We start from the raw sequence: 17904 nt of genomic DNA on the forward strand, positions 1-17904 counted from the left end.
CCATGGGGGAGGCCGCCGATAGGCTGACGGGGTGAAGATCGCTCGGTTCAGCCACCAGGAAACGCTCCGCTACGGGATCATCGACGACGGCGAACTGGTCGTCCTCGAGGGCGATCCGCTGTTCGCGGGTTTCGACACGACGGGGGAGCGGATCCCGCTGACCGAAGTGACGCTGCTCGCGCCCGTGATCCCGCGCTCGAAGGTCGTCTGCATCGGCAAGAACTATCACGACCACGCGGCCGAGATGGGCGGCGAGGCACCGGCCGAGCCGCTCATGTTCCTCAAGCCGAACACGTCGGTGATCGGTCCCGACGACGTGATCGTGCGGCCCACCGCCGTGAGCTCCCGCACCGACTATGAGGGCGAGGTCGCGGTCGTGATCGGGCGTATCGCCAAGAACGTCCCGGCCGAGCGCTCTCTCGACTACGTCTTCGGCTACACCGTCGCGAACGACGTGACCGCCCGCGACCTCCAGAGCCGCGACGGGCAGTGGACCCGCGCGAAGGGCTTCGACACGTTCTGCCCGGTCGGGCCGGTCATCGAGACCGATCTGGACACGGATGCCGCCGTCATCACGACGCGCGTCAACGGCGAGGTGCGGCAGAACGGGCCCATGTCCGACATGATCCATTCGGTGCCCGACCTGATCGCGTACGCCTCCGCGGTGTTCACGCTGCTGCCGGGCGATCTGATCCTCACCGGAACGCCCGCGGGCATCGGGCCGTTCGAGGCGGGCGACACCGTCGAGGTCGAGGTCAGCGGGATCGGAGTGCTGCGCAACACCGTGCGCGATGCCTGACACGAGCCCCGACGTGGATGCCGCGGTCGACATCGCGGCCGTCCAGCGTCGCACCGTGCGGGTACTGGCCTCGGGCCAGGTCCTCAGCGGGGTGGCGTTCGGGTCGACGCTGTCGCTCGGTGCGCTGCTCGCGGCGGACCTGTCGGGGCACGACGCCCTGTCGGGCTTCGCCACGGCGGCGGTCACGCTGGGGGCGGCGCTGACGGCGATCCCGTTGGCGCGTCTGGCCTCCGTCCGCGGCCGCCGCTTCGCGCTGAGCGCGGGGAACATCGCCGCGCTCGTCGGCATCGCGATCGTGGTGCTGGCCGCTTCGACGCGCCTGTTCCCGGTACTGCTCGTCGGCATCGCCCTCATCGGTGCGGGCAACGCCGGCACGCTGCAGGCGCGGTTCGCCGCGACCGACCTCGCGAGCACCCGTCGCCGGGGCCGAGACCTCGCAACGGTCGTGTGGGCGACGACGGTGGGCGGGGTCGTGGGGCCGCTGCTGCTCGCGCCGGGAGAAGTGCTCGGGGCGGGCATCGGGATGCCGCGGCTCACGGGGGCGTACCTCTTCTCGTTCGCAGCCCAGGCGTGCGCCCTGGCGCTGTACGTGCTCGTGCTGAGGCCGGACCCGCTGCTGCTGGCGCAGCGTCAGGCGCGCGACAGCTCGCGGTCGGTCGAGGATTCCGTCGTCGATCGGCCCCGGCTCGCGCGGTACGCGATGCTCGCGGTGGCGGCCTCGCACGTCACGATGGCGTCGGTGATGGCGATGACGCCCGTCCACCTCTCGCACATCGTCGCCCCGGATGCCGTGACCCTCGCGGTCGGGGTCACGATCGCGCTGCACGTGTTCGGCATGTACGGCCTGTCGCCGATCTTCGGCATCCTGGCCGACCGCGTGGGCCGCATTCCGATCGTGCTCCTCGGTCAGGTGCTGCTCGCGGCGGCTCTGGCGGTGGCGGCGACCCTGTCGTGGTCGCAGGCCGGCGTGCTCGTCGCTCTCGTGCTCCTCGGGCTCGGCTGGAGCGCGGCCACCGTCGCCGGGTCGGCGCTGCTGACCGAGGCGACCCCGGTGGCCGGACGGCCGCGTCGTCAGGGGCGCAGTGACACGCTGATGACCGCGTGCGCGGCGGTCGGCTCGGTCGCGGCCGGGCTCATCCTCGGGGTGGCAGGGTACGGCGGCCTGGCCCTGTGGGCGCTCGTGCCGGTCGCGGCGGTGTGTCTCGGGGCGGTGTGGGTCAGAGCGCGAGGCTGACCGGAGCGGTCCGCTCCACCCGGAGTGCGCGGAGTGCGCGGTCGACGTCGTCTTCGTCGTTGAAGACGTGGAACGCGACGCGGGCGCGTCCGGCCCGTCCGGAGGCGATGATCCCGGATGCCGTGAGTCGCGCGAGCGCGCAGCCCTCGGCATCCGGCCAGGTGACGATCGCGGAGGGGCGATCGGGGTCGGCGAGGTCGAGGCCCGCGCGGAACCGCGCGGCGAGCCCCGTGGCATGCGCGTGGACGGCGGCAGCGTCGGCGGTGGCGAACATCTCCAGCACGGGGGCGGCGCCGACGAACGCCTGCCACGCGGGCGACACGTCGAAGCGCCGGGCGTCGGGCGCCAGTCGCGCCTCCGCGCCGTAGCACGAGGCCCACGGGTCGTCGCCGGAGTACCACCCGGCCTGCACGGGCCTCAGCCCCGCCGCGAACGAGGGCGAGAGAGTGAGAAAGGCGACGCCGCGCGGCGCGCACAGCCACTTGTAGGCGTGACAGACGGTGGCGTCGAACAGGGTGGCATCCACGGGGAGCCATCCCGCGGCCTGAGTGAGGTCGCACAGCGTGCGGGTGCCCGTGCGCGCGGCGGCCGCGGCGATGGCCATCGCGTCGGCGACCTCGCCCGTCGCGGACTGCACGAGCGAGAACGCGACGAGCCACGTGTCCGCGGTGATCTCGTCGGCGAGACGGGCGAGCGGGACGGTGCGCAGGCGGATGCCGCGGATCGTGTGCGCGAACGGGGCGACGAGCGAGGCGAAGTCGCCCTCCGGGCACAGCACCTCGGCGCCCTCGGGCACCGACGCGGCGATGAGCGAGACGGCGACGGAGGTCTGCGCGGCGATCGCGACCTGCGACACCGGCGCGCGGACCAGCTGCGCGTAGGAGCGGCGCGCGTCTTCGACGGCGCGGGTGGCGGCTGCCACGTCGGGGCGACCGGATGCCGCGGCCGCGAGGTCGGACGAGAGAGCCGCCACGGTCGCGCGGGACGGGAGGCCGATGGTGCAGGCCGCGAGGTAGTCGCGACCGCCGGCGAAGTGCGGGGCGAGCGTCATGGATCCAGGATGCCGACCCTTCCACGCATTCCACTACGGCAGGTATTGCATGAGAAACATTCGATCTGGTTATGTGTTCGCATGACCGACGCGCCCATCGACGACGGCCTCGACGCCCACGCCCTGCGCGTGGTGAAAGCGATCGCCGACACCGGGTCCATCACCGCTGCCGCGCGCGCCCTGGGGTACAGCCAGCCCGCGGTGAGCCAGCAACTGCGGCGCCTCGAGCGTCGGGCCGGCCTGCCGATCGTCGAGCGCGTCGGCCGCGGCGTGCGGTTGACCGAGGCGGGGCGGATGCTCTCCCGACACGCGGCCACCGTGACGACGGCCCTGGATGCCGCGGCCGGCGACCTCGCGGAGCTCCGCGGTCTGCGCGCGGGGCGCGTACGGATCGCGGCCTTCCCTTCGGCGTCCTCCACGGTCGTGCCGCGGGTGATCGCGGCGGTCTCGGCGCGCCGACCGGGGGTGTCGATCAGCTTCGTCGAGGCGGAGCCGCCCGACGCCATCGCCGCCGTGCGCGAGGACCGCGCCGACATCGCGCTCACCTACAGCTACCCGGGCGACCGGGGCGAGCACTCGGACTCCGCGGCGAGCGGGCTCTCGGTGCGGACGGTGGGGGGCGACGACACCGTGCTGGTCGTGCCGATCGAGCACCCCGCCGCGGACGGCGGTCCGATCGACCTGTCGCAGCTGGCGGGGGAGCGGTGGATCGCCGGGTGCCCCCAGTGTCGTGGCCACCTGCTCGAGGCCTGCGGGCGCGCGGGGTTCCTCCCCGACATCGCGTTCGAGACCGACAACTACATCGCCGTCGAGAACCTCGTGGCCCAGGGGGTCGGCGTCGCGATCTTGCCGCGCATGGCCGTGGCATCCCTCCCGCTCGTCGCCGGGATAGCGGCGCCGCGCCTGCCTGCCGCCGAGGCTCGCACGCTGCACGTCGTGACCGCGCGCGGTGCGGAACGCGTGCCCGCCGTCGGGGCCGCGCTGCAGGTCATGGACGAGATGCTCGCCGAGTACCGGCATCCGGTCGCTCGCACCCCCGGATCGGCGCGCGCCCGCGAGTAGGATCGAGGGGATGTCTGCCACGCCCGATCCCCGCACCACGACCGCCACCGGCGCCGACGTTCGCGTCCGGTTCTGCCCCTCACCGACAGGGCTGCCGCACGTCGGTCTGATCCGCACGGTGCTGTTCAACTGGGCGTACGCCCGGCACAACGGTGGCAAGCTCGTCTTCCGCATCGAAGACACCGACGCCGCGCGCGACAGCGAAGAGAGCTACCAGCAGCTCCTCGAGGCGCTGCGCTGGATGAACATCGACTGGGACGAGGGTGTCGAGGTCGGCGGACCGCACGCGCCGTACCGGCAGTCGCAGCGTCACGAGATCTACCGCGAGGTGCTCGACAAGCTCGTCGCCGCCGGCGCCGTGTACGAGAGCTACTCGACCGCCGAAGAGATCGACGCGCGCAACGAGGCCAACGGCCGCGCCAAGCAGCTCGGCTACGACAACTTCGACCGCGACCTGACCGACGAGCAGAAGGCCGCCTTCCGCGCCGAGGGTCGCGAGCCCGCGTGGCGCGTGCGCGTGCCCGACGAAGATCTGACGTTCGTCGACCTCATCCGCGGCGAGGTCACCTTCCCGGCGGGGTCGTTCCCCGACTTCGTGATCGTGCGGGCCGGCGGCATCCCGCTCTACACGTTCGTGAACCCCGTCGACGACGCCCTCATGGGCATCACCCACGTCATCCGCGGCGAGGACCTCATGCCGTCGACGGCGCGTCAGCTCGCGCTGTACCGCGCCCTGCTGGATGCCGGTGTGACGACGTACATCCCGCGCTTCGGCCACATGCCGCTCGTGCTCGGCGAGACCGGCAACAAGAAGCTTTCCAAGCGCGACCCGCAGGCCGACCTGTTCCTGCAGCGCGAGAAGGGCTTCATCCACGAGGGGCTGCTCAACTACCTCTCGCTGCTCGGCTGGTCGCTCTCGCACGACCGCGACGTGTTCTCGCTCGACGAGATGATCGCGGCGTTCGACATCGCCGACGTGAACCCCAACCCGGCCCGCTTCGACCAGAAGAAGGCCGAGGCGATCAACGGCGACCACATTCGAATGCTGGACGCCGACGACTTCGCGGCGCGGATCGTCCCGTACCTCGCCGGTGCCGGTCTGATCGCCGAAGAGCCGAGCGAGGAGCACCGGGCGATCATCGCCGCCGCGGCGCCTCTCGTGCAGGAGCGTGTGCAACTGCTGGGTGAGGTTCCCGGGATGCTCGGATTCCTCTTCGTCTCCGACGTGGAGTACGCCGAGGACGCGCTGAAGGGCCTGCCCGCCAACGCGGGCGAGGTGCTCGTCGCCTCCGTCGGCGCGCTCGAACTCGTGCCCGAGGGGGAGTTCACCGCCGCTGCCGTGCAGGAAGCGCTCTCGCGCGCTCTCGTCGAGGAGCTGGGGCTCAAGCCCCGCGTGGCCTACGGTCCGCCCCGCGTCGCCCTGACGGGTCGCCGGGTGTCGCCGCCGCTGTTCGAGTCGATGGAGCTCCTCGGCAAGGCCGAGACCCTCCGCCGCCTCGACGCCCTCGTGCAGCACCTGGGCTGAGGCTCTTCCTCAGCGACGCAAGCGCGCGGATGCCGGTGTCGGCATCCGCGCGTTCTCGTTCCGGATGCCGGGAAGCCGACGCCGCGACGCGCGCGGGGCGGCGTCGGTTTGGCGCACGGCCTCGCGTCACGTAAGCTTGATCCTCGGCACGAGCTTCGGTTCAGCGCCTTGGGGTATGGTGTAATTGGCAACACGGCGGTTTCTGGTTCCGTTGTTCTTGGTTCGAGTCCAGGTACCCCAGCAAGTAAGACCCTCGGTTCTCGAGGGTCTTTTTTGTTTGCGGTGCCCTGGTCGAGGAGGCCACCGCTCCGCGGGAGATCAGTGGGGTCGGCAGGCGCCACTGCGGCGGGGCGCAGGGGGATCCGACGCGCGGTCGGGTCACTCGCCTGAGGCACACTCGACCCCAGTCCGGTCAGGACTGCGGGCCGAGAACGGCGTCGAGCAGCCGCTCGGCGTCGCCGGGCTCGATGGGGGCGCGGCTCAGCGCCCGCAGCAGCACTGCGCCGATGAGCGCCTCCGTGATCTGCTCGACGGGCGCGCCCTCGGGCAGGTTGGGTGTCGTTCCGATCGCCCGCTCGAGACGCCCCGAGATCGATTCCGATCCCGCCAGGCTGTCGCGTAGCCGTCGTCCGATTTCGGCATGCTCCGCGGCCGCCGCGATCAGCGATCGCAGGATCATCTCGCCCTGAGGAGACTCGAGGAGCGCGAAGACCTCGGCGAGCCAGTCGGTCAGGTCGCGGCGGATGTCGCCGGTATCGGGGAGCACGAGTCGGCCGGCCAGCAGCTTGCCTTCCAGCAGGCACTCGGCGATGACGGCGCCCTTCGAGGGCCACCAGCGGTAGATGGTCTGCTTGCCGACACCGGCCCGGCCGGCGATGCCCTCCATCGTCAGATGGTCGTAACCGCGCTCGGCCAGCAGGCCGGCGGCGGCGTCGAGGATCGCGTGGCGCGCGGCTTCGCTACGGACGGGGCCGCTGCGGGGAAGCGTCATGAGGGCTCCTCAGAGTAGACGAGACGGTCCGTGTTATCTTAGCCGAGCCGATCGATGCGGAGGAGGCCCCATCGATGGGGCACGCCTCCGCGAATCCGAAGGAGAGTCGTGGCCGAACTGTTGCATCGCCTGGGGTCGTTTGCCGCTCGACGGGCGTGGACCGTGATCGTGAGCTGGGTCGCGATCCTCGGCATCGCTGTCGGCGGCTTCCTCGTGGGGTTTGCCGGTCTGAGTTCCAGCTTCGACATCCCCGGGACGGCCTCGGGCGACGTCATCGCCGAGCTCGAGGAACAGCTGCCCGACTTCAGTGGCGCCTCGGGCACCGTCGTCTTCCACACCGAGAACGGCGCCGCGTTCACCGAGGACCAGCGCAGCGACATCACCGAGCTCGCCGAATCTGCCCGCGACCTTCCCGATGTGTCCGGCGTGATCGATCCCTTCGCGACCGCCCAACAGCTGGCCGACCGCCGACAGCAGATCGAGGACGGACGGACGCAACTCGCGGATGCGCGGGCGCGGGCGGAGTCGGGAGCCGAACAGCTGGATGCCGGGCAGGCGCAGCTGGATGCCGGCCAGGCGCAGCTCGACGCGACGCGCTCCCAGCTCGAGGCGCAGGGACTGCCGGCCACGGCGCTCGACGCCCAGCAGAGCCAGCTCGATGCGCAGCAGGCGGTCATCGACGACCAGCGTCAACAGCTCGCGGAGGGCCTCGCCACGATCGAGGCTAACGAAGCCGAGCTCGAACAGGGGGCCGAACCGCTGTCGTTCGCGGACGGCATCCGCGTCGTCTCGGAGGATGGCGCTACCGCGATCGTCAACGTGCGGTTCTCCGAGCCGCGCCTGGAGCTCGCGCAAACGTCGAAGGACGCGGTGGTCGAGCACTTCGAGGCCGAGCCGATCGAGGGCGTCGAGGTCGCCTTCTCCACCGACATCTCGCAGGGCGTTCCCGAGATCCTCGGTGTCGGTGAGGCAGTCGGTGTGGCCGTGGCCGCCATCGTCCTCATCGTGGTGCTGGGCTCGATTCTCGCCGCCGCGTTCCCGATCGTGACCGCGCTGGTCGGTGTCGCGATCGGGGCCCTGGCGACGCTGTCGTTCTCGGGTGTCGTCCAGATGGCCTCGGTGACCCCGATCCTCGGCGTGATGCTCGGGCTCGCCGTCGGCATCGACTACTCGCTCTTCATCATCTATCGGCACCGGCGGCAGCTGCTCGACGGTGCCGATCTCCACGAGTCGATCGGACTGGCCAACGGCACCGCCGGCAACGCGGTCGTGTTCGCGGGCGCCACGGTCATCGTCGCGCTCCTGGCGCTCAACATCACGGGCGTTCCCTTCCTGGGAGTCATGGGAACGGCGGGCGCGGTCAGCGTCGCGGTCGCCGTGTTGATCGCCGTCTCGCTCACGCCCGCGCTGTTGGGGCTCGCGAAGCACCGCATTCTGAGCAAGCGCGCCATCGCGCGTGCCCGCGCCGCCGAACCGGATGCCGGGGCCCAGCGATCGCGCTCCGTCCGTCCGATGTCGACCCTGCGCGCCGTGCTCACCGTCGTCATCGCCACCGCCGCGCTGCTCGCTGTGGCGATCCCGTCGCTGTCGATGCGCCTCGGCTTGCCCGATGGTGGGTCGGAGGCCACCGACTCGTCCGGCTATCGGGCCTACACCCTGACGGCAGAGTCCTTCGGCGCCGGGGCGAACGGGCCGCTGCTCGTGACGGCGTCGCTGCCGGCCGGGCTCGACGACGATGCCGCACTCGATGCCCAGCTGAGCGTTGCGCGCGTGCTCGTCGCTCAGGAGGACGTCGTCGCGGTCGCGCCCGTGGCGCTCTCAGACGACAACCGGCTCACCGCGTTCCAGGTGATCCCCGCCGAGGGTCCGAGCAGCGCCTCGACAGAGGAACTCGTGCGCGACCTGCGTGATCTCCCGCCCGTCGACGGCGATATCGTCCTCGGCGTCGCCGGGCAGGCGGCCATCAACATCGATATCTCAGAGGGGCTCGCGGATGTGCTCCCGCTCTACCTCCTCGTCGTCGTCGGCCTGTCGTTCTTGATCATGGTCATGGTGTTCCGGTCGCTCCTGGTCCCGCTGATCGCGACCGCCGGATTCGTGCTCTCGCTCTTCGCCACGTACGGGGCGGTGACTGCCGTGTTCCAGTGGGGATGGTTCGGGGAACTCTTCGGCGTGCACAACCCGGGCCCGATCCTGAGCTTCCTGCCGGTCATCCTCGTCGGCATCCTGTTCGGCCTCGCGATGGACTACCAGCTCTTCCTCGCCTCCGGGATGCGTGAGGCCTGGGCGCACGGCGCGCCGGCTCGGCTCGCCGTCGTGCAGGGGTTCCGCGCCGGTCGCACGGTCGTGATCGCCGCGGCGCTCATCATGGTCGCGGTCTTCTCGGGCTTCATCACCTCCGAGTCGGTCATCATCAAGTCGATCGGCCTCGGACTCGCGCTCGGGGTGCTCTTCGATGCCTTCGTCGTGCGGATGCTGCTGATGCCCGCGCTCATGCACCTGCTCGGCCGCGCGGCGTGGTGGCTGCCGCGCTGGCTCGATCGCATCGTGCCGAACGTCGATGTGGAAGGCGCGGCGCTTGAGCGCCGGCATCCGGTCCATCACGTCGACGTCCGGGGGGAGTGAGCCCGCGAGGGTAGCGCGCGTAACCGGAGTCGTGGTGAGGGCGACCCCAGAGCGCCGGTGACGGTCGGAAATACTCGCGCTCCCTCGCTCCGGTCTGCTTGAATGCGGGGATCACGTGACCTGGGGGATCGTCGTGTCCCCGGGGTCGATCGCCCGACCGACCCCGGAGTCGCACCGATGCACATTCTTCCTCGGCGCCGGCACATCGCCGTCGCCTCGCTCCTCGCGCTGCTCATCACCGGGGCGGTAGCCGCCCCCGCCTCGGCCCAGAGCCCCGACGATGTCGTCGTCGCATCGGGGCCGGCGTGGACCGTCGAGCGCGCCGCCGGCGGGCACACCGTCACCCTTCGTCTGGAGGAGCCGCTCCCGATCGTGAGCGACGCGCCCACGATCATCGTCGACGGGGAACCGATCGGGATCGCGCGGACCGAGGACGGCGGACGCACCCTCACGGTGACGACGTTCGACGACCGCGTCGCCACGGCCCAAGAGGTCGAGAAGGGCTGGGCGTCGGGATCGGGCCCGAAGGCGGGAGAGGACGGGGCAGACGACTCCGGCCAGCGGCGCGCCCCCGACCCCGAGAACGACATGCTCAAGCGGCAGCTCGACGCGCTCGCTCCCGCCGACCCCGTCATCGATCCCGCGGAGCCCGGTCCGTACACGGTGACCGAGGCGGAGTACGACTTCGGTGACGCGGCGATCGACCTCGCGGGCTACCGCGACGCCCGTGGCGAGATGGTGGGCAAGATCTACCTGAGTTCCGCATCCGGCCCCCGGCCGGTCGTCGTGCTCGAACACGGCCGGCATGCCACGTGCGGTGACGCCGTGTCGGGTGAATCGACCGCGGACTGGCCCTGCCCGAGCGCCCAGATGCAGATCCGGTCCTACCTCGGATACGAGGGCACGGGCCGTGCCCTCGCCTCGCACGGTTATAACGTCGTGTCGATCTCGGCCAACGCCATCAACGCCACCGATTCGGAGTTCACCCTCGACCAGGGCGCGCAGGCGCGCGGCCGTCTGGTGCTGGACACTCTCGAGATGCTCGACCGACTCGCGCGTGGGGCGGAGGTCTCGTACGAGGATCGCCCGGAGGGTCAGGATGCCGTGACCCGCACGTTCGACGATGCCCTGGAGCGCGCCACCTCACGCGCCGATCAGCCGGCCCCGCCTTCGGGCGTGACCGCGGCCGATCTCGACGGCCGGTTCGATCTGGACCGCGTGGGCCTCATGGGCCACTCGCGGGGCGGCGAAGGCGTCGTTTCCGCCGCCCAGCTGAACGCCGCGGCCGATGACCGCTACGGCATCCTGGCCGTGCTCCCGTTGGCCCCGACCGATTTCGCCCGCCGCACCCTCTCCGACGTGACGACCCTGGCCGTGCTGCCGTACTGCGACGGCGACGTGTCCGACCAGCAGGGGCAGAAGTACATCGACGACTCCCGCCGCGCGTTCGGCGACGACGTCCTGCGGTCGGCGATGTGGGTCATGGGTGCCAACCACAATTTCTTCAGCTCGGTATGGACGCCGGGGGAGTATCCGGTGGGCGGAGCCGATGACTGGAACCCCGAGGACACGACCTCGAGCTGCGCGACCGTCGACAGCACGCGCCTCAGCGCCGCGGAGCAGTACCAGGTCGGGGTGTCGTACATGACGGGCTTCTTCCGCCTCACGCTCGGGGGCGAGGAGCGGTTCCGTCCCCTGTTCGACGGGTCCGTCGCTCCGTCGACCACCCTCACGCCCTTCGCCGACGTGCGGGTGATGGCCACCCAGCCGCGCTCGGACACCGACCTGATCACGGACTTCGCGGGCAAGGGCGCCCGTGTGTCCGTCGAAGGCGCAGCTGTGGCGACGCCCTGCGAAGGTTCCATGCCGACGGCATCCGAACCCTCCTGCTCCTCCCACTGGGGTGGTGCGGTGCCGCACTGGAACCCCGCTTTCCTCGCGCCGTTCGTGCCGCTGTTCCCCGCGACCCGCCTGGAGTGGACCGAGGCGTCCGGCGCGAGCCTGCACGTATCCCTCGCCGCCGAGCAGCGCGACGTGCGCGACCGCGTGCAGCTGACGCTGAAGGCCGCGCCAGGCGATGACGTCGCGATGGGGACGGAATTCTCCGTGAAGCTCGTCGACGGATCCGGTGCCGAATTCTCCGTCAGCGCCTCGTCGCTCAATCCGTACGCGGTCAATCGTCTGCCCGGCGGTGCCATCGGACTCGACAAGGTCGTGCTGCAGCAGATCACCCTCCCGCTCGACCGGGTCGTGGACATCGACCTCTCCGACGTGCGAGAGGTGGTGCTGGAGCCGGGAGTCGGCGCCGACGCGTCGGCATCCGGGTCCCTTCTGCTGTCAGACCTTGCTTTCGACTCCCCGTCGGCCGGCGACCCCGATCCCGTGGCGCGCCCGGCGGTCAGCGTCGCCGAGACCCGCGTGGAGGAGGGATCCGAGCCGCGTACCGCGGCCATTGCGGTGTGGCTGGACAGGGCCTGGGACGAGCCGGTGAGCGCGTTCGTCAGCACGAACCCGGGGTCGGGTGGCGAGGCGCCCCCGGCGGGTCTCGGGGGTGAGCGCTTCACCTTCGCACCGGGCCAGACGTGTCTCCCCGTCCCTGTGCTCATCGTCGGCAACACGGATCCCTCCGCAGCGGGGGTGTCGGTCGCGGGAACCGCGGCGACGACGGGCCGGGGAGCGGTGTCGGGGTCGGGGGACTTCGCTGACATCGTGGTGCGTGAGGACGACGGCGTTCAGGGTGACGACGCCGCCCCCGTGCCGGCCTTCGGCGTGCAGGGTGACGTGTGCGCCGAACTCGCCGCCGCCCGGACGCCCGGGACGCTGGAGGTCTCGGATGCCGAGCCCCGCCGTGGTGACACGCTTCGGCTGACCGCGACCGGCTTCCGCGTCGGGGAAGCGGTCCTCGCGCAGATCGCCGGGGCGGCACTGCCGTGGGTGATCGCGGACGCGGACGGTACCGCGGTCATCGAGACGACGATCGCCGCGGACGCCGCACTGGGCGCGACGTCGGTGCGCGCGGAGGGCGCCGGCTCGGCACGCGTGCAGCAGGCGAGCGTGCGCATCGGCGCGTCGGTGCCGACCCCGACCCCGACCCCGACCACTTCGCCGGCACCCAGCCCGTCCGTGACGACGCCCCCGGTCGTCGCTGACAGTCGGGCCGGTGGAACGCTCGCGCGGTCCGGCGTGGACGGGGCGCTGTGGCTCGCGGTGGCTCTGGGAGCGGCGCTGACGGCCGCCGCCGGCGGCGCCGTGACCGTCGAGGCACGCCGCCGACGCGGGCGCTGAGGGGGCGGCGTACCGGACGCCCCGCTCGTCGAGCGATAGCATCCGATCGAAGACATGCGTCTCGAGAAGCGGTCCTGATGAAGCGTTCGTCCGTGCTCGCCGTCCTCGCCGCCGTGGTGCTCCTTTCGGCCGGGTGCGCCCCGGCCGGGACGCCGTCCACCACCGGCGGCGGCTCGGCGCCCAGCTCGGCCACCGCGGGGGGCCTGCAGGCCCTGCCGCCGACGATCCTGTCGCCGGGAGAACTCGACGGCACCGATGTGTCTGTCGTCGTCGGCACCGCTCTGGTGATCGCGGTCGAGGACGGAACCGAGGATCAGTGGCGGGGCACCACCGCTGATCCCGCGATCGCGGAGTTCTCGGCCGGCGGATCCGACGAAGGGGCGACGTTCCGGCCCGGTTTCGAGGCTCGCGCCATCGGCTCCACCGAAGCGACGCTCACCGCCCCCGACGGCGGCGAGATCCAGTTCACCATCTCGGTCGTCGCTCCCTGATCCACCGCGGCGGCCACCGCTCGCGCCGCACGCTTCAGGATGCCAACGGCCCCTCGAACACGATCGTCGCACGCTCCGCGGCCTCGTCGCGCAGGACGCGTGCGCGCACACCGTAGACCTCGGCGATCAAATCCGGGGTGAGGACCTCATCCGGGTGCCCGCCGGCCACGACGGCACCGCGTTTGAGGACGACGATGTGGTCGCAGTAGGTCGCGGCGAGATTGAGATCGTGCAGCGCGATGATGCTCGTGACCGGGAGCGCGGCGACCAGCGCGAGGATGTCGAGCTGGTGCCGGATGTCGAGGTGGTTCGTCGGTTCGTCCAGGAGCAGCTCGCGGGGTTCCTGCGCGAGCGCTCGAGCGATCTGCGCACGCTGACGCTCACCGCCGGAAAGCGTGTGCCAGAGCCGGTCCGCTTTGTCGGCGAGCCCGACGCGCGCGAGGGCGCCGTCGATGGCGGCCTCGTCCTCCGGGCTCGACCCACCCCAGATCGGGCGGTGGGGTGTGCGCCCGAGGCGCACCACGTCGCGCACGACGATGTCGGTGTCGGTCTCGGCGTGCTGCGTGACGACCGCGACCGCCCGGGCGACCTCGCGGCGTCCGCGTGTGCGCAGCGGTGCTCCGTCGAGAAGCACGTCGCCCGTATCGGGACGCGCCGCGCCCTGCAGCAGGCGCAGCAGCGAGGACTTGCCCGACCCGTTCGGCCCGAGCAGTCCCACCGTGCTGCCGGGGGCGGGCCGGAGCGAGACCCCGTCCACGACGAGCGCCCCGCCGCGGGTCCAGTGCACGTTGCGCGTCTCGAGGGTCATGCGCGCTTCCTCCGGCGGACGAGGAGCGCCACGAACACGGGCACCCCGATGATGGCGGTGCCGACGCCGACCGGCAGGGGAGTGGGGGCGAAGAGGGTGCGGGTGGCGGCATCCACCCACACCATGAACACGGCGCCCACGACGAGGGACACCGGCAGCACGCGGACGTGCCGCTGTCCGACCAGCAGTCGCACCGCGTGCGGTACGACGAGCCCGACGAAGCCCACCGCGCCGACCACGCTGACCAGCGTCGCGGTCATGAGCGCGGTGACGACCAGGAGGCCGATGCGGGTGCGGGCGACGGGGATGCCGAGCGAGGACGCCACGTCGTCGCCGAAGGCGAAGGCGTCCAACGCTCGGGCGGCGAGGAGGCACACCACCGCACCGGCCGCGACGACCGCGGCGCACAGCGCGACGTTGTCCCACCGCATGCCCTCGAGCGATCCGAGGAGCCAGAACATCACGCCTCGCGTCTCGTCGGAGTCCGCGACCGCGAACACCACCAGCGACGTCAGCGCCGAGAAGAACTGGGTGCTGGCGACGCCCGCGAGCACGACGCCGGAGGTTCCGCCCGAGGTGAACCGGGCCAACAGGAGCACGAGCCCGAAAGCGAGAAGCGCTCCGACGAACGCGCCGCCGGACAGGCCCAGGATGCCGCCGCCCACCCCGAGCACACCGATCACGACCGCGCCGGTAGAGGCGCCGGAGGACACGCCCAGTACGAACGGCTCCGCGAGCGGGTTGCGCAGGAGCGACTGCATGACGACGCCGCACAGCGAAAGGCCCGCGCCCGTGCACGCGGCGACGAGCGCCCGGGGAAGCCGCTCCTCCCAGACGATCGCGTCCTTGGCCGCGCGCACGGGGATGTCCGCGAGACCGAGGTGGTTCAGCACCACGTCGCGGACGTTGACGAGCGAGACATCGGCGGGACCGAGCGTGATCGCGACGCCGAGCGAGAGCACGAGGGCGACCGCCCCGCCGAGGGTGAGGAGAAGACCCAGCGGCATCCGCGCGCGTGCGCGCACCGGAGCCGCGACCGCGGCGCTCAGAGCGTGCTCCGGTTCTCGTCCCACCACGCGCGGATCTTCTCGAGTCCGTCGACGAAGCGGATCGAGGGGTTCATCTCAGCGCCGTGCAGCGCCAGGAAGCGCTTCTCGCGGACGGCCGTCATGGTCGAGGTCAAGGGATCGCCCTCGAGGAAGGCGATCTTGTCGTCGAGGCGGTCGCCGGGGAACCGGTCGCGCTGCAGGTCGCCGAGCACCAGGACGTCGGGGTCGGCGGCGACGACGCTTTCCCAGCCCACCGCACGCCAGTCGTCGTTCTGATCCGAGAACACGCCGGTCATGTCGGCGCTCTTGGCCAGCAGCGCGGCGGAGCCGAGGCCGCCCGCCATGTAGGGCGTCTTGGTGTCGGCGAACCAGAAGGCCACCGATCGCCCGCCGAAGTCGACGCCGTCCGTCGCCGCCGCCGCGCGTTCCTTCAGCGAGGCGATGAGCTTCTCGCCGCGCGCCGACACGTCGAAGATCGCGGCGAGGTCGCGGATCTCGCCGTACAGGACGTCTTCGGTCAGGGCGATCGTGCGCGTGCCGCCGCCGTTGATGCTCACCGCGCCCTCGCAGTCGGTGGGGGAGAGGTAGCTCTGGACGCCGGTCTCTTCGAAGCGATCGCGTGTGGCGACGCCGCCCTGGGCGAAGTGGCGACCGAACGAGGCGGTGACGAAGTCGGGATCCACGCCGAGGACGACCTCGTACGAGGGGGCGTTGTCCGCCAGGCGGGGCACGCGCGCGTTGGCGTCGGAGAGGGAGTCCAGGACGGGATCCGTCCAGGATGCCGTGCCCACCATGCGGTCGGCGAGACCGAGCGAGAGCAGGATCTCGGTGGAGTTCTGGTCGAGCGAGACGACACGCTCGGGTGCGGCGTCGACCGTGATCTCGCGCCCGCAGTTCTCGAGCGTCAGCGGGTAGGTGGTCGTCCCGTCGCCGCCGGCGGCGGCGGTCGTCTCGGGAACCGGCTCGGACGCGCCGCAGCCGGTGAGGGCGACGACGGTCGCGAGCAGAGCAGCGGGCAGAGCAAAGGCGCGGGTGTGTGGCATCCGGAATCTCCGTGGGGGCGATGGGCCGGAGCGGCGCATCGATGTTGGTAAGGCTTACCTCACTGTTTCTGGTTCTCTGCCCGAAGGTCAAATCGAAACGCCGCGCGGGGGTGGCAGCTGAGCGACGAACCACTGTTGCTTCATGTGGTTTCGTGTTGTAACGTGTGGGAATCTTCGAAGGGGATCCCGTGTACGCAATGGAGCGCCAGCAGCTCATCGAGCGCGAACTGCGCGAGATCGGACGCGTCAGCGTCGTCGACCTCGCTCGTCGCTTCGACGTCACCACCGAGACCGTTCGTCGCGACCTCGACCGCCTCGAGCGGACGGGCGCTCTGCGGCGCGTCCACGGCGGCGCCGTCGGTGTCGACCGCGCCAGCACGACCGAGGCCTCCCTGTCCGAGCGCCGTCTGCGCCAGGGTGAGGCGAAGCGCGCGATCGGTGTCGAGGCCGCCCGGCTGCTCACCCCCGGGTTCCGTGGCTCGATCTTCATCGACGCGGGCACGACCCCGGCCGCCGTCGCTGCCGAACTGCCCCAGGTCCTCAGTGGGGGCGCCGGTGGCGTCGAGATCGTCACGCACTCGCTCGAAGCAGCGCACCTGCTCGCCGGCGACGATCGCGTCTCGCTCACGGTGATCGGCGGGAAGGTCCGCGGAGTCACCGCCGCAGCCGTCGGCGCGCACACGGTGCGCTCGATCGGCGAGCTCCGGCCGGACATCGCCTTCATCGGAACCAACGGCCTGAGCGCCGGCTTCGGACTCAGCACCCCGGACCCCGAGGAAGCCGCAGTCAAGACCGCGATCATCCACGCGGCCCGGCGCGTGGTCGTCGTGGCCGATACCGCCAAATTCGGAGAGGAACTGCTCGTGCGCTTCGCCCGCCTCGATGAGATCGACGTGCTCGTCACCGACGGCACCCCTCCCGACGTCCTCGCGCAGGCCCTGGCCGACGCCGACGCCGAGGTGCGTGTCGCATGATCGTCACCCTGACCGCCAACCCGTCGGCCGACCGGGCCGTGCTCCTGCCCGGCCCGCTCGTCCCGGGTGAGGTCCAGCGCGCCGACTCCTCCCGCGAGGATGCCGGGGGCAAGGGTGTCAACGTCGCCCGCGTCGTCTCCGCCGCGGGTGCGCCTGCGCGCGCCGTCGTTCCCGTCAACGACCACGACCCGTACCGACTGCTGCTCGACGACACCGGCGTGGCGCTCGACATCGTGCCCGTCGCGGGCCGCGCCCGCGCGAACCTGACGATCACCGACCCGCTCGGCGAGACGACGAAGCTCAACCTCCCCGGCGCCCAGCTGTCGGCGGACGAGGCGGCCGCGCTCACCGCCGGCGTCGTCTGCGCGGCCGAGGGCGCGACGTGGCTCGTGCTGGCCGGTTCGCTCCCGCCCGGTGTGCCCGAGACGTTCTACGCCGACCTCATCTCCGCGGTGCGCGCGCGCTGGGGCTCCGTCGCCCCGCGGATCGCCGTGGATGCGTCGGGCCCGGCCCTGGCCGCGGTCGTCGCCACCGCGCGCCCCGACCTCATCAAGCCGAACCACGAAGAGCTCGCCGAACTGGTCGGCGAGGACGCGGCGGTCGACGACGACGTGATCGGCGCGGCGACGCGCCGGGCGGCCGCTCTCGTCCCCGAGCGGGTGGCATCCGCTCTCGTCACACTCGGTGCCGATGGCGCGCTCCTCTTCGACGCCGATGGCGCGTGGCGGGGACGCGCCCCCAAGATCCAGGTCGCGAGCACGGTCGGCGCGGGCGACAGCTCGCTCGCCGGCTACCTGCTCGCCGACCTCGAAGGGGCGACCGCCCCCGACCGTCTCGCCCGCAGCATCGCGTACGGCGCAGCTGCGGCGACCCTGCCGGGGACGCAGGCCCCGACACCGGCGGATCTGCCCTCGGGCCCGATCGCCGTGACCGCTTTCTCCACCTCCACCGCAACATCCTGACCACG

At 71.6% G+C, this 17904-nt stretch carries 14 protein-coding genes and 1 tRNA gene; 10 read left to right on the forward strand and 5 right to left on the reverse strand.

Annotated features, from left to right (window positions below; translation table 11 throughout):
• The first annotated feature begins 31 nt into the window (after positions 1–31).
• A complete protein-coding gene (locus FE256_RS07420) occupies positions 32–799 on the forward strand; it encodes a fumarylacetoacetate hydrolase family protein (protein WP_138174286.1) in 768 nt (255 codons plus the stop codon).
• Entirely contained in the window at positions 792–2033 is a 1242-nt protein-coding gene (locus FE256_RS07425; RefSeq protein WP_138174288.1) for an MFS transporter, read from the forward strand. The genes FE256_RS07420 and FE256_RS07425 overlap by 8 nt, the downstream gene beginning before the upstream one ends.
• Here the strand turns inward: FE256_RS07425 and FE256_RS07430 are convergent.
• A complete protein-coding gene (locus FE256_RS07430; RefSeq protein ID WP_138174290.1) occupies positions 2017–3084 on the reverse strand; it encodes an aminotransferase class V-fold PLP-dependent enzyme in 1068 nt (355 codons plus the stop codon). The genes FE256_RS07425 and FE256_RS07430 overlap by 17 nt on opposite strands.
• 81 nt (positions 3085–3165) lie before the next feature.
• Between FE256_RS07430 and FE256_RS07435 the strand changes: the two genes are divergently transcribed.
• The 3 genes from FE256_RS07435 (at position 3166) to FE256_RS07445 (ending at position 5912) form a co-directional block, all read left to right on the forward strand.
• A complete protein-coding gene (locus FE256_RS07435) occupies positions 3166–4146 on the forward strand; it encodes a LysR family transcriptional regulator (RefSeq protein WP_138174292.1) in 981 nt (326 codons plus the stop codon).
• A 10-nt stretch (positions 4147–4156) separates the two neighbouring features.
• Entirely contained in the window at positions 4157–5671 is a 1515-nt protein-coding gene (gltX, locus tag FE256_RS07440) for a glutamate--tRNA ligase (protein ID WP_138174294.1), read from the forward strand.
• A 169-nt stretch (positions 5672–5840) separates the two neighbouring features.
• Positions 5841–5912 (forward strand) — tRNA-Gln (locus tag FE256_RS07445).
• A gap of 171 nt (positions 5913–6083) precedes the next feature.
• Here FE256_RS07445 and FE256_RS07450 read toward each other — a convergent pair.
• The gene (locus tag FE256_RS07450) at positions 6084–6662 is read right to left on the reverse strand and encodes a TetR/AcrR family transcriptional regulator (protein ID WP_138174296.1); all 579 of its coding nucleotides are present in this window, start codon (positions 6660–6662) and stop codon (positions 6084–6086) included.
• Between the two features lie 108 nt (positions 6663–6770).
• Between FE256_RS07450 and FE256_RS07455 the strand changes: the two genes are divergently transcribed.
• The 3 genes from FE256_RS07455 (at position 6771) to FE256_RS07465 (ending at position 13063) form a co-directional block, all read left to right on the forward strand.
• A complete protein-coding gene (locus FE256_RS07455) occupies positions 6771–9287 on the forward strand; it encodes an MMPL family transporter (RefSeq protein WP_138174298.1) in 2517 nt (838 codons plus the stop codon).
• A 177-nt stretch (positions 9288–9464) separates the two neighbouring features.
• Positions 9465–12572: an alpha/beta hydrolase gene (locus FE256_RS07460; RefSeq protein ID WP_138174299.1), complete on the forward strand. Its 3108-nt coding sequence runs from the start codon at positions 9465–9467 to the stop codon at positions 12570–12572.
• Between the two features lie 77 nt (positions 12573–12649).
• Entirely contained in the window at positions 12650–13063 is a 414-nt protein-coding gene (locus tag FE256_RS07465) for a hypothetical protein (RefSeq protein ID WP_138174300.1), read from the forward strand.
• Positions 13064–13097: 34 nt separating this feature from the next.
• On the opposite strand, the gene FE256_RS07470 is transcribed toward FE256_RS07465, so the two are convergent.
• The 3 genes from FE256_RS07470 to FE256_RS07480 are packed head-to-tail and all read right to left on the reverse strand — an operon-like array spanning position 13098 to position 15963.
• Entirely contained in the window at positions 13098–13871 is a 774-nt protein-coding gene (locus tag FE256_RS07470; RefSeq protein ID WP_138174302.1) for an ABC transporter ATP-binding protein, read from the reverse strand.
• A complete protein-coding gene (locus tag FE256_RS07475) occupies positions 13868–14878 on the reverse strand; it encodes a FecCD family ABC transporter permease (RefSeq protein ID WP_138174350.1) in 1011 nt (336 codons plus the stop codon). The genes FE256_RS07470 and FE256_RS07475 overlap by 4 nt, the downstream gene beginning before the upstream one ends.
• A gap of 38 nt (positions 14879–14916) precedes the next feature.
• Positions 14917–15963 (reverse strand): ABC transporter substrate-binding protein, encoded by a 1047-nt coding sequence (locus FE256_RS07480; RefSeq protein ID WP_138174304.1) that lies wholly within the window; start codon positions 15961–15963, stop codon positions 14917–14919.
• Positions 15964–16151: 188 nt separating this feature from the next.
• Here FE256_RS07480 and FE256_RS07485 point away from each other — a divergent pair, with 188 nt between their 5' ends.
• Both FE256_RS07485 and FE256_RS07490 read left to right on the forward strand, forming a co-directional pair.
• Positions 16152–16937 (forward strand): DeoR/GlpR family DNA-binding transcription regulator, encoded by a 786-nt coding sequence (locus FE256_RS07485; protein WP_171024250.1) that lies wholly within the window; start codon positions 16152–16154, stop codon positions 16935–16937.
• Positions 16934–17899: a 1-phosphofructokinase family hexose kinase gene (locus FE256_RS07490; RefSeq protein WP_138174306.1), complete on the forward strand. Its 966-nt coding sequence runs from the start codon at positions 16934–16936 to the stop codon at positions 17897–17899. Before FE256_RS07485 ends, FE256_RS07490 begins: the two co-directional genes overlap by 4 nt.
• Positions 17900–17904 lie beyond the last annotated feature (5 nt).

The sequence above is a fragment of the Microbacterium sp. 5K110 genome (genome assembly GCF_005774735.1).
Taxonomy (GTDB): domain Bacteria; phylum Actinomycetota; class Actinomycetes; order Actinomycetales; family Microbacteriaceae; genus Microbacterium.

What these genes read in the sequence shown, in the direction of transcription:
- FE256_RS07425 (WP_138174288.1), top strand. Translation starts at nt 792, where the DNA reads ATGCCTGACACGAGCCCCGACGTGGATGCCGCGGTCGACATCGCGGCC.
- FE256_RS07475 (WP_138174350.1), bottom strand. Translation starts at nt 14,878, where the DNA reads ATGCCGCTGGGTCTTCTCCTCACCCTCGGCGGGGCGGTCGCCCTCGTG.
- FE256_RS07465 (WP_138174300.1), top strand. Translation starts at nt 12,650, where the DNA reads ATGAAGCGTTCGTCCGTGCTCGCCGTCCTCGCCGCCGTGGTGCTCCTT.
- FE256_RS07435 (WP_138174292.1), top strand. Translation starts at nt 3,166, where the DNA reads ATGACCGACGCGCCCATCGACGACGGCCTCGACGCCCACGCCCTGCGC.
- FE256_RS07450 (WP_138174296.1), bottom strand. Translation starts at nt 6,662, where the DNA reads ATGACGCTTCCCCGCAGCGGCCCCGTCCGTAGCGAAGCCGCGCGCCAC.
- FE256_RS07480 (WP_138174304.1), bottom strand. Translation starts at nt 15,963, where the DNA reads ATGCCACACACCCGCGCCTTTGCTCTGCCCGCTGCTCTGCTCGCGACC.
- FE256_RS07430 (WP_138174290.1), bottom strand. Translation starts at nt 3,084, where the DNA reads ATGACGCTCGCCCCGCACTTCGCCGGCGGTCGCGACTACCTCGCGGCC.
- gltX (WP_138174294.1), top strand. Translation starts at nt 4,157, where the DNA reads ATGTCTGCCACGCCCGATCCCCGCACCACGACCGCCACCGGCGCCGAC.
- FE256_RS07460 (WP_138174299.1), top strand. Translation starts at nt 9,465, where the DNA reads ATGCACATTCTTCCTCGGCGCCGGCACATCGCCGTCGCCTCGCTCCTC.
- FE256_RS07490 (WP_138174306.1), top strand. Translation starts at nt 16,934, where the DNA reads ATGATCGTCACCCTGACCGCCAACCCGTCGGCCGACCGGGCCGTGCTC.
- FE256_RS07470 (WP_138174302.1), bottom strand. Translation starts at nt 13,871, where the DNA reads ATGACCCTCGAGACGCGCAACGTGCACTGGACCCGCGGCGGGGCGCTC.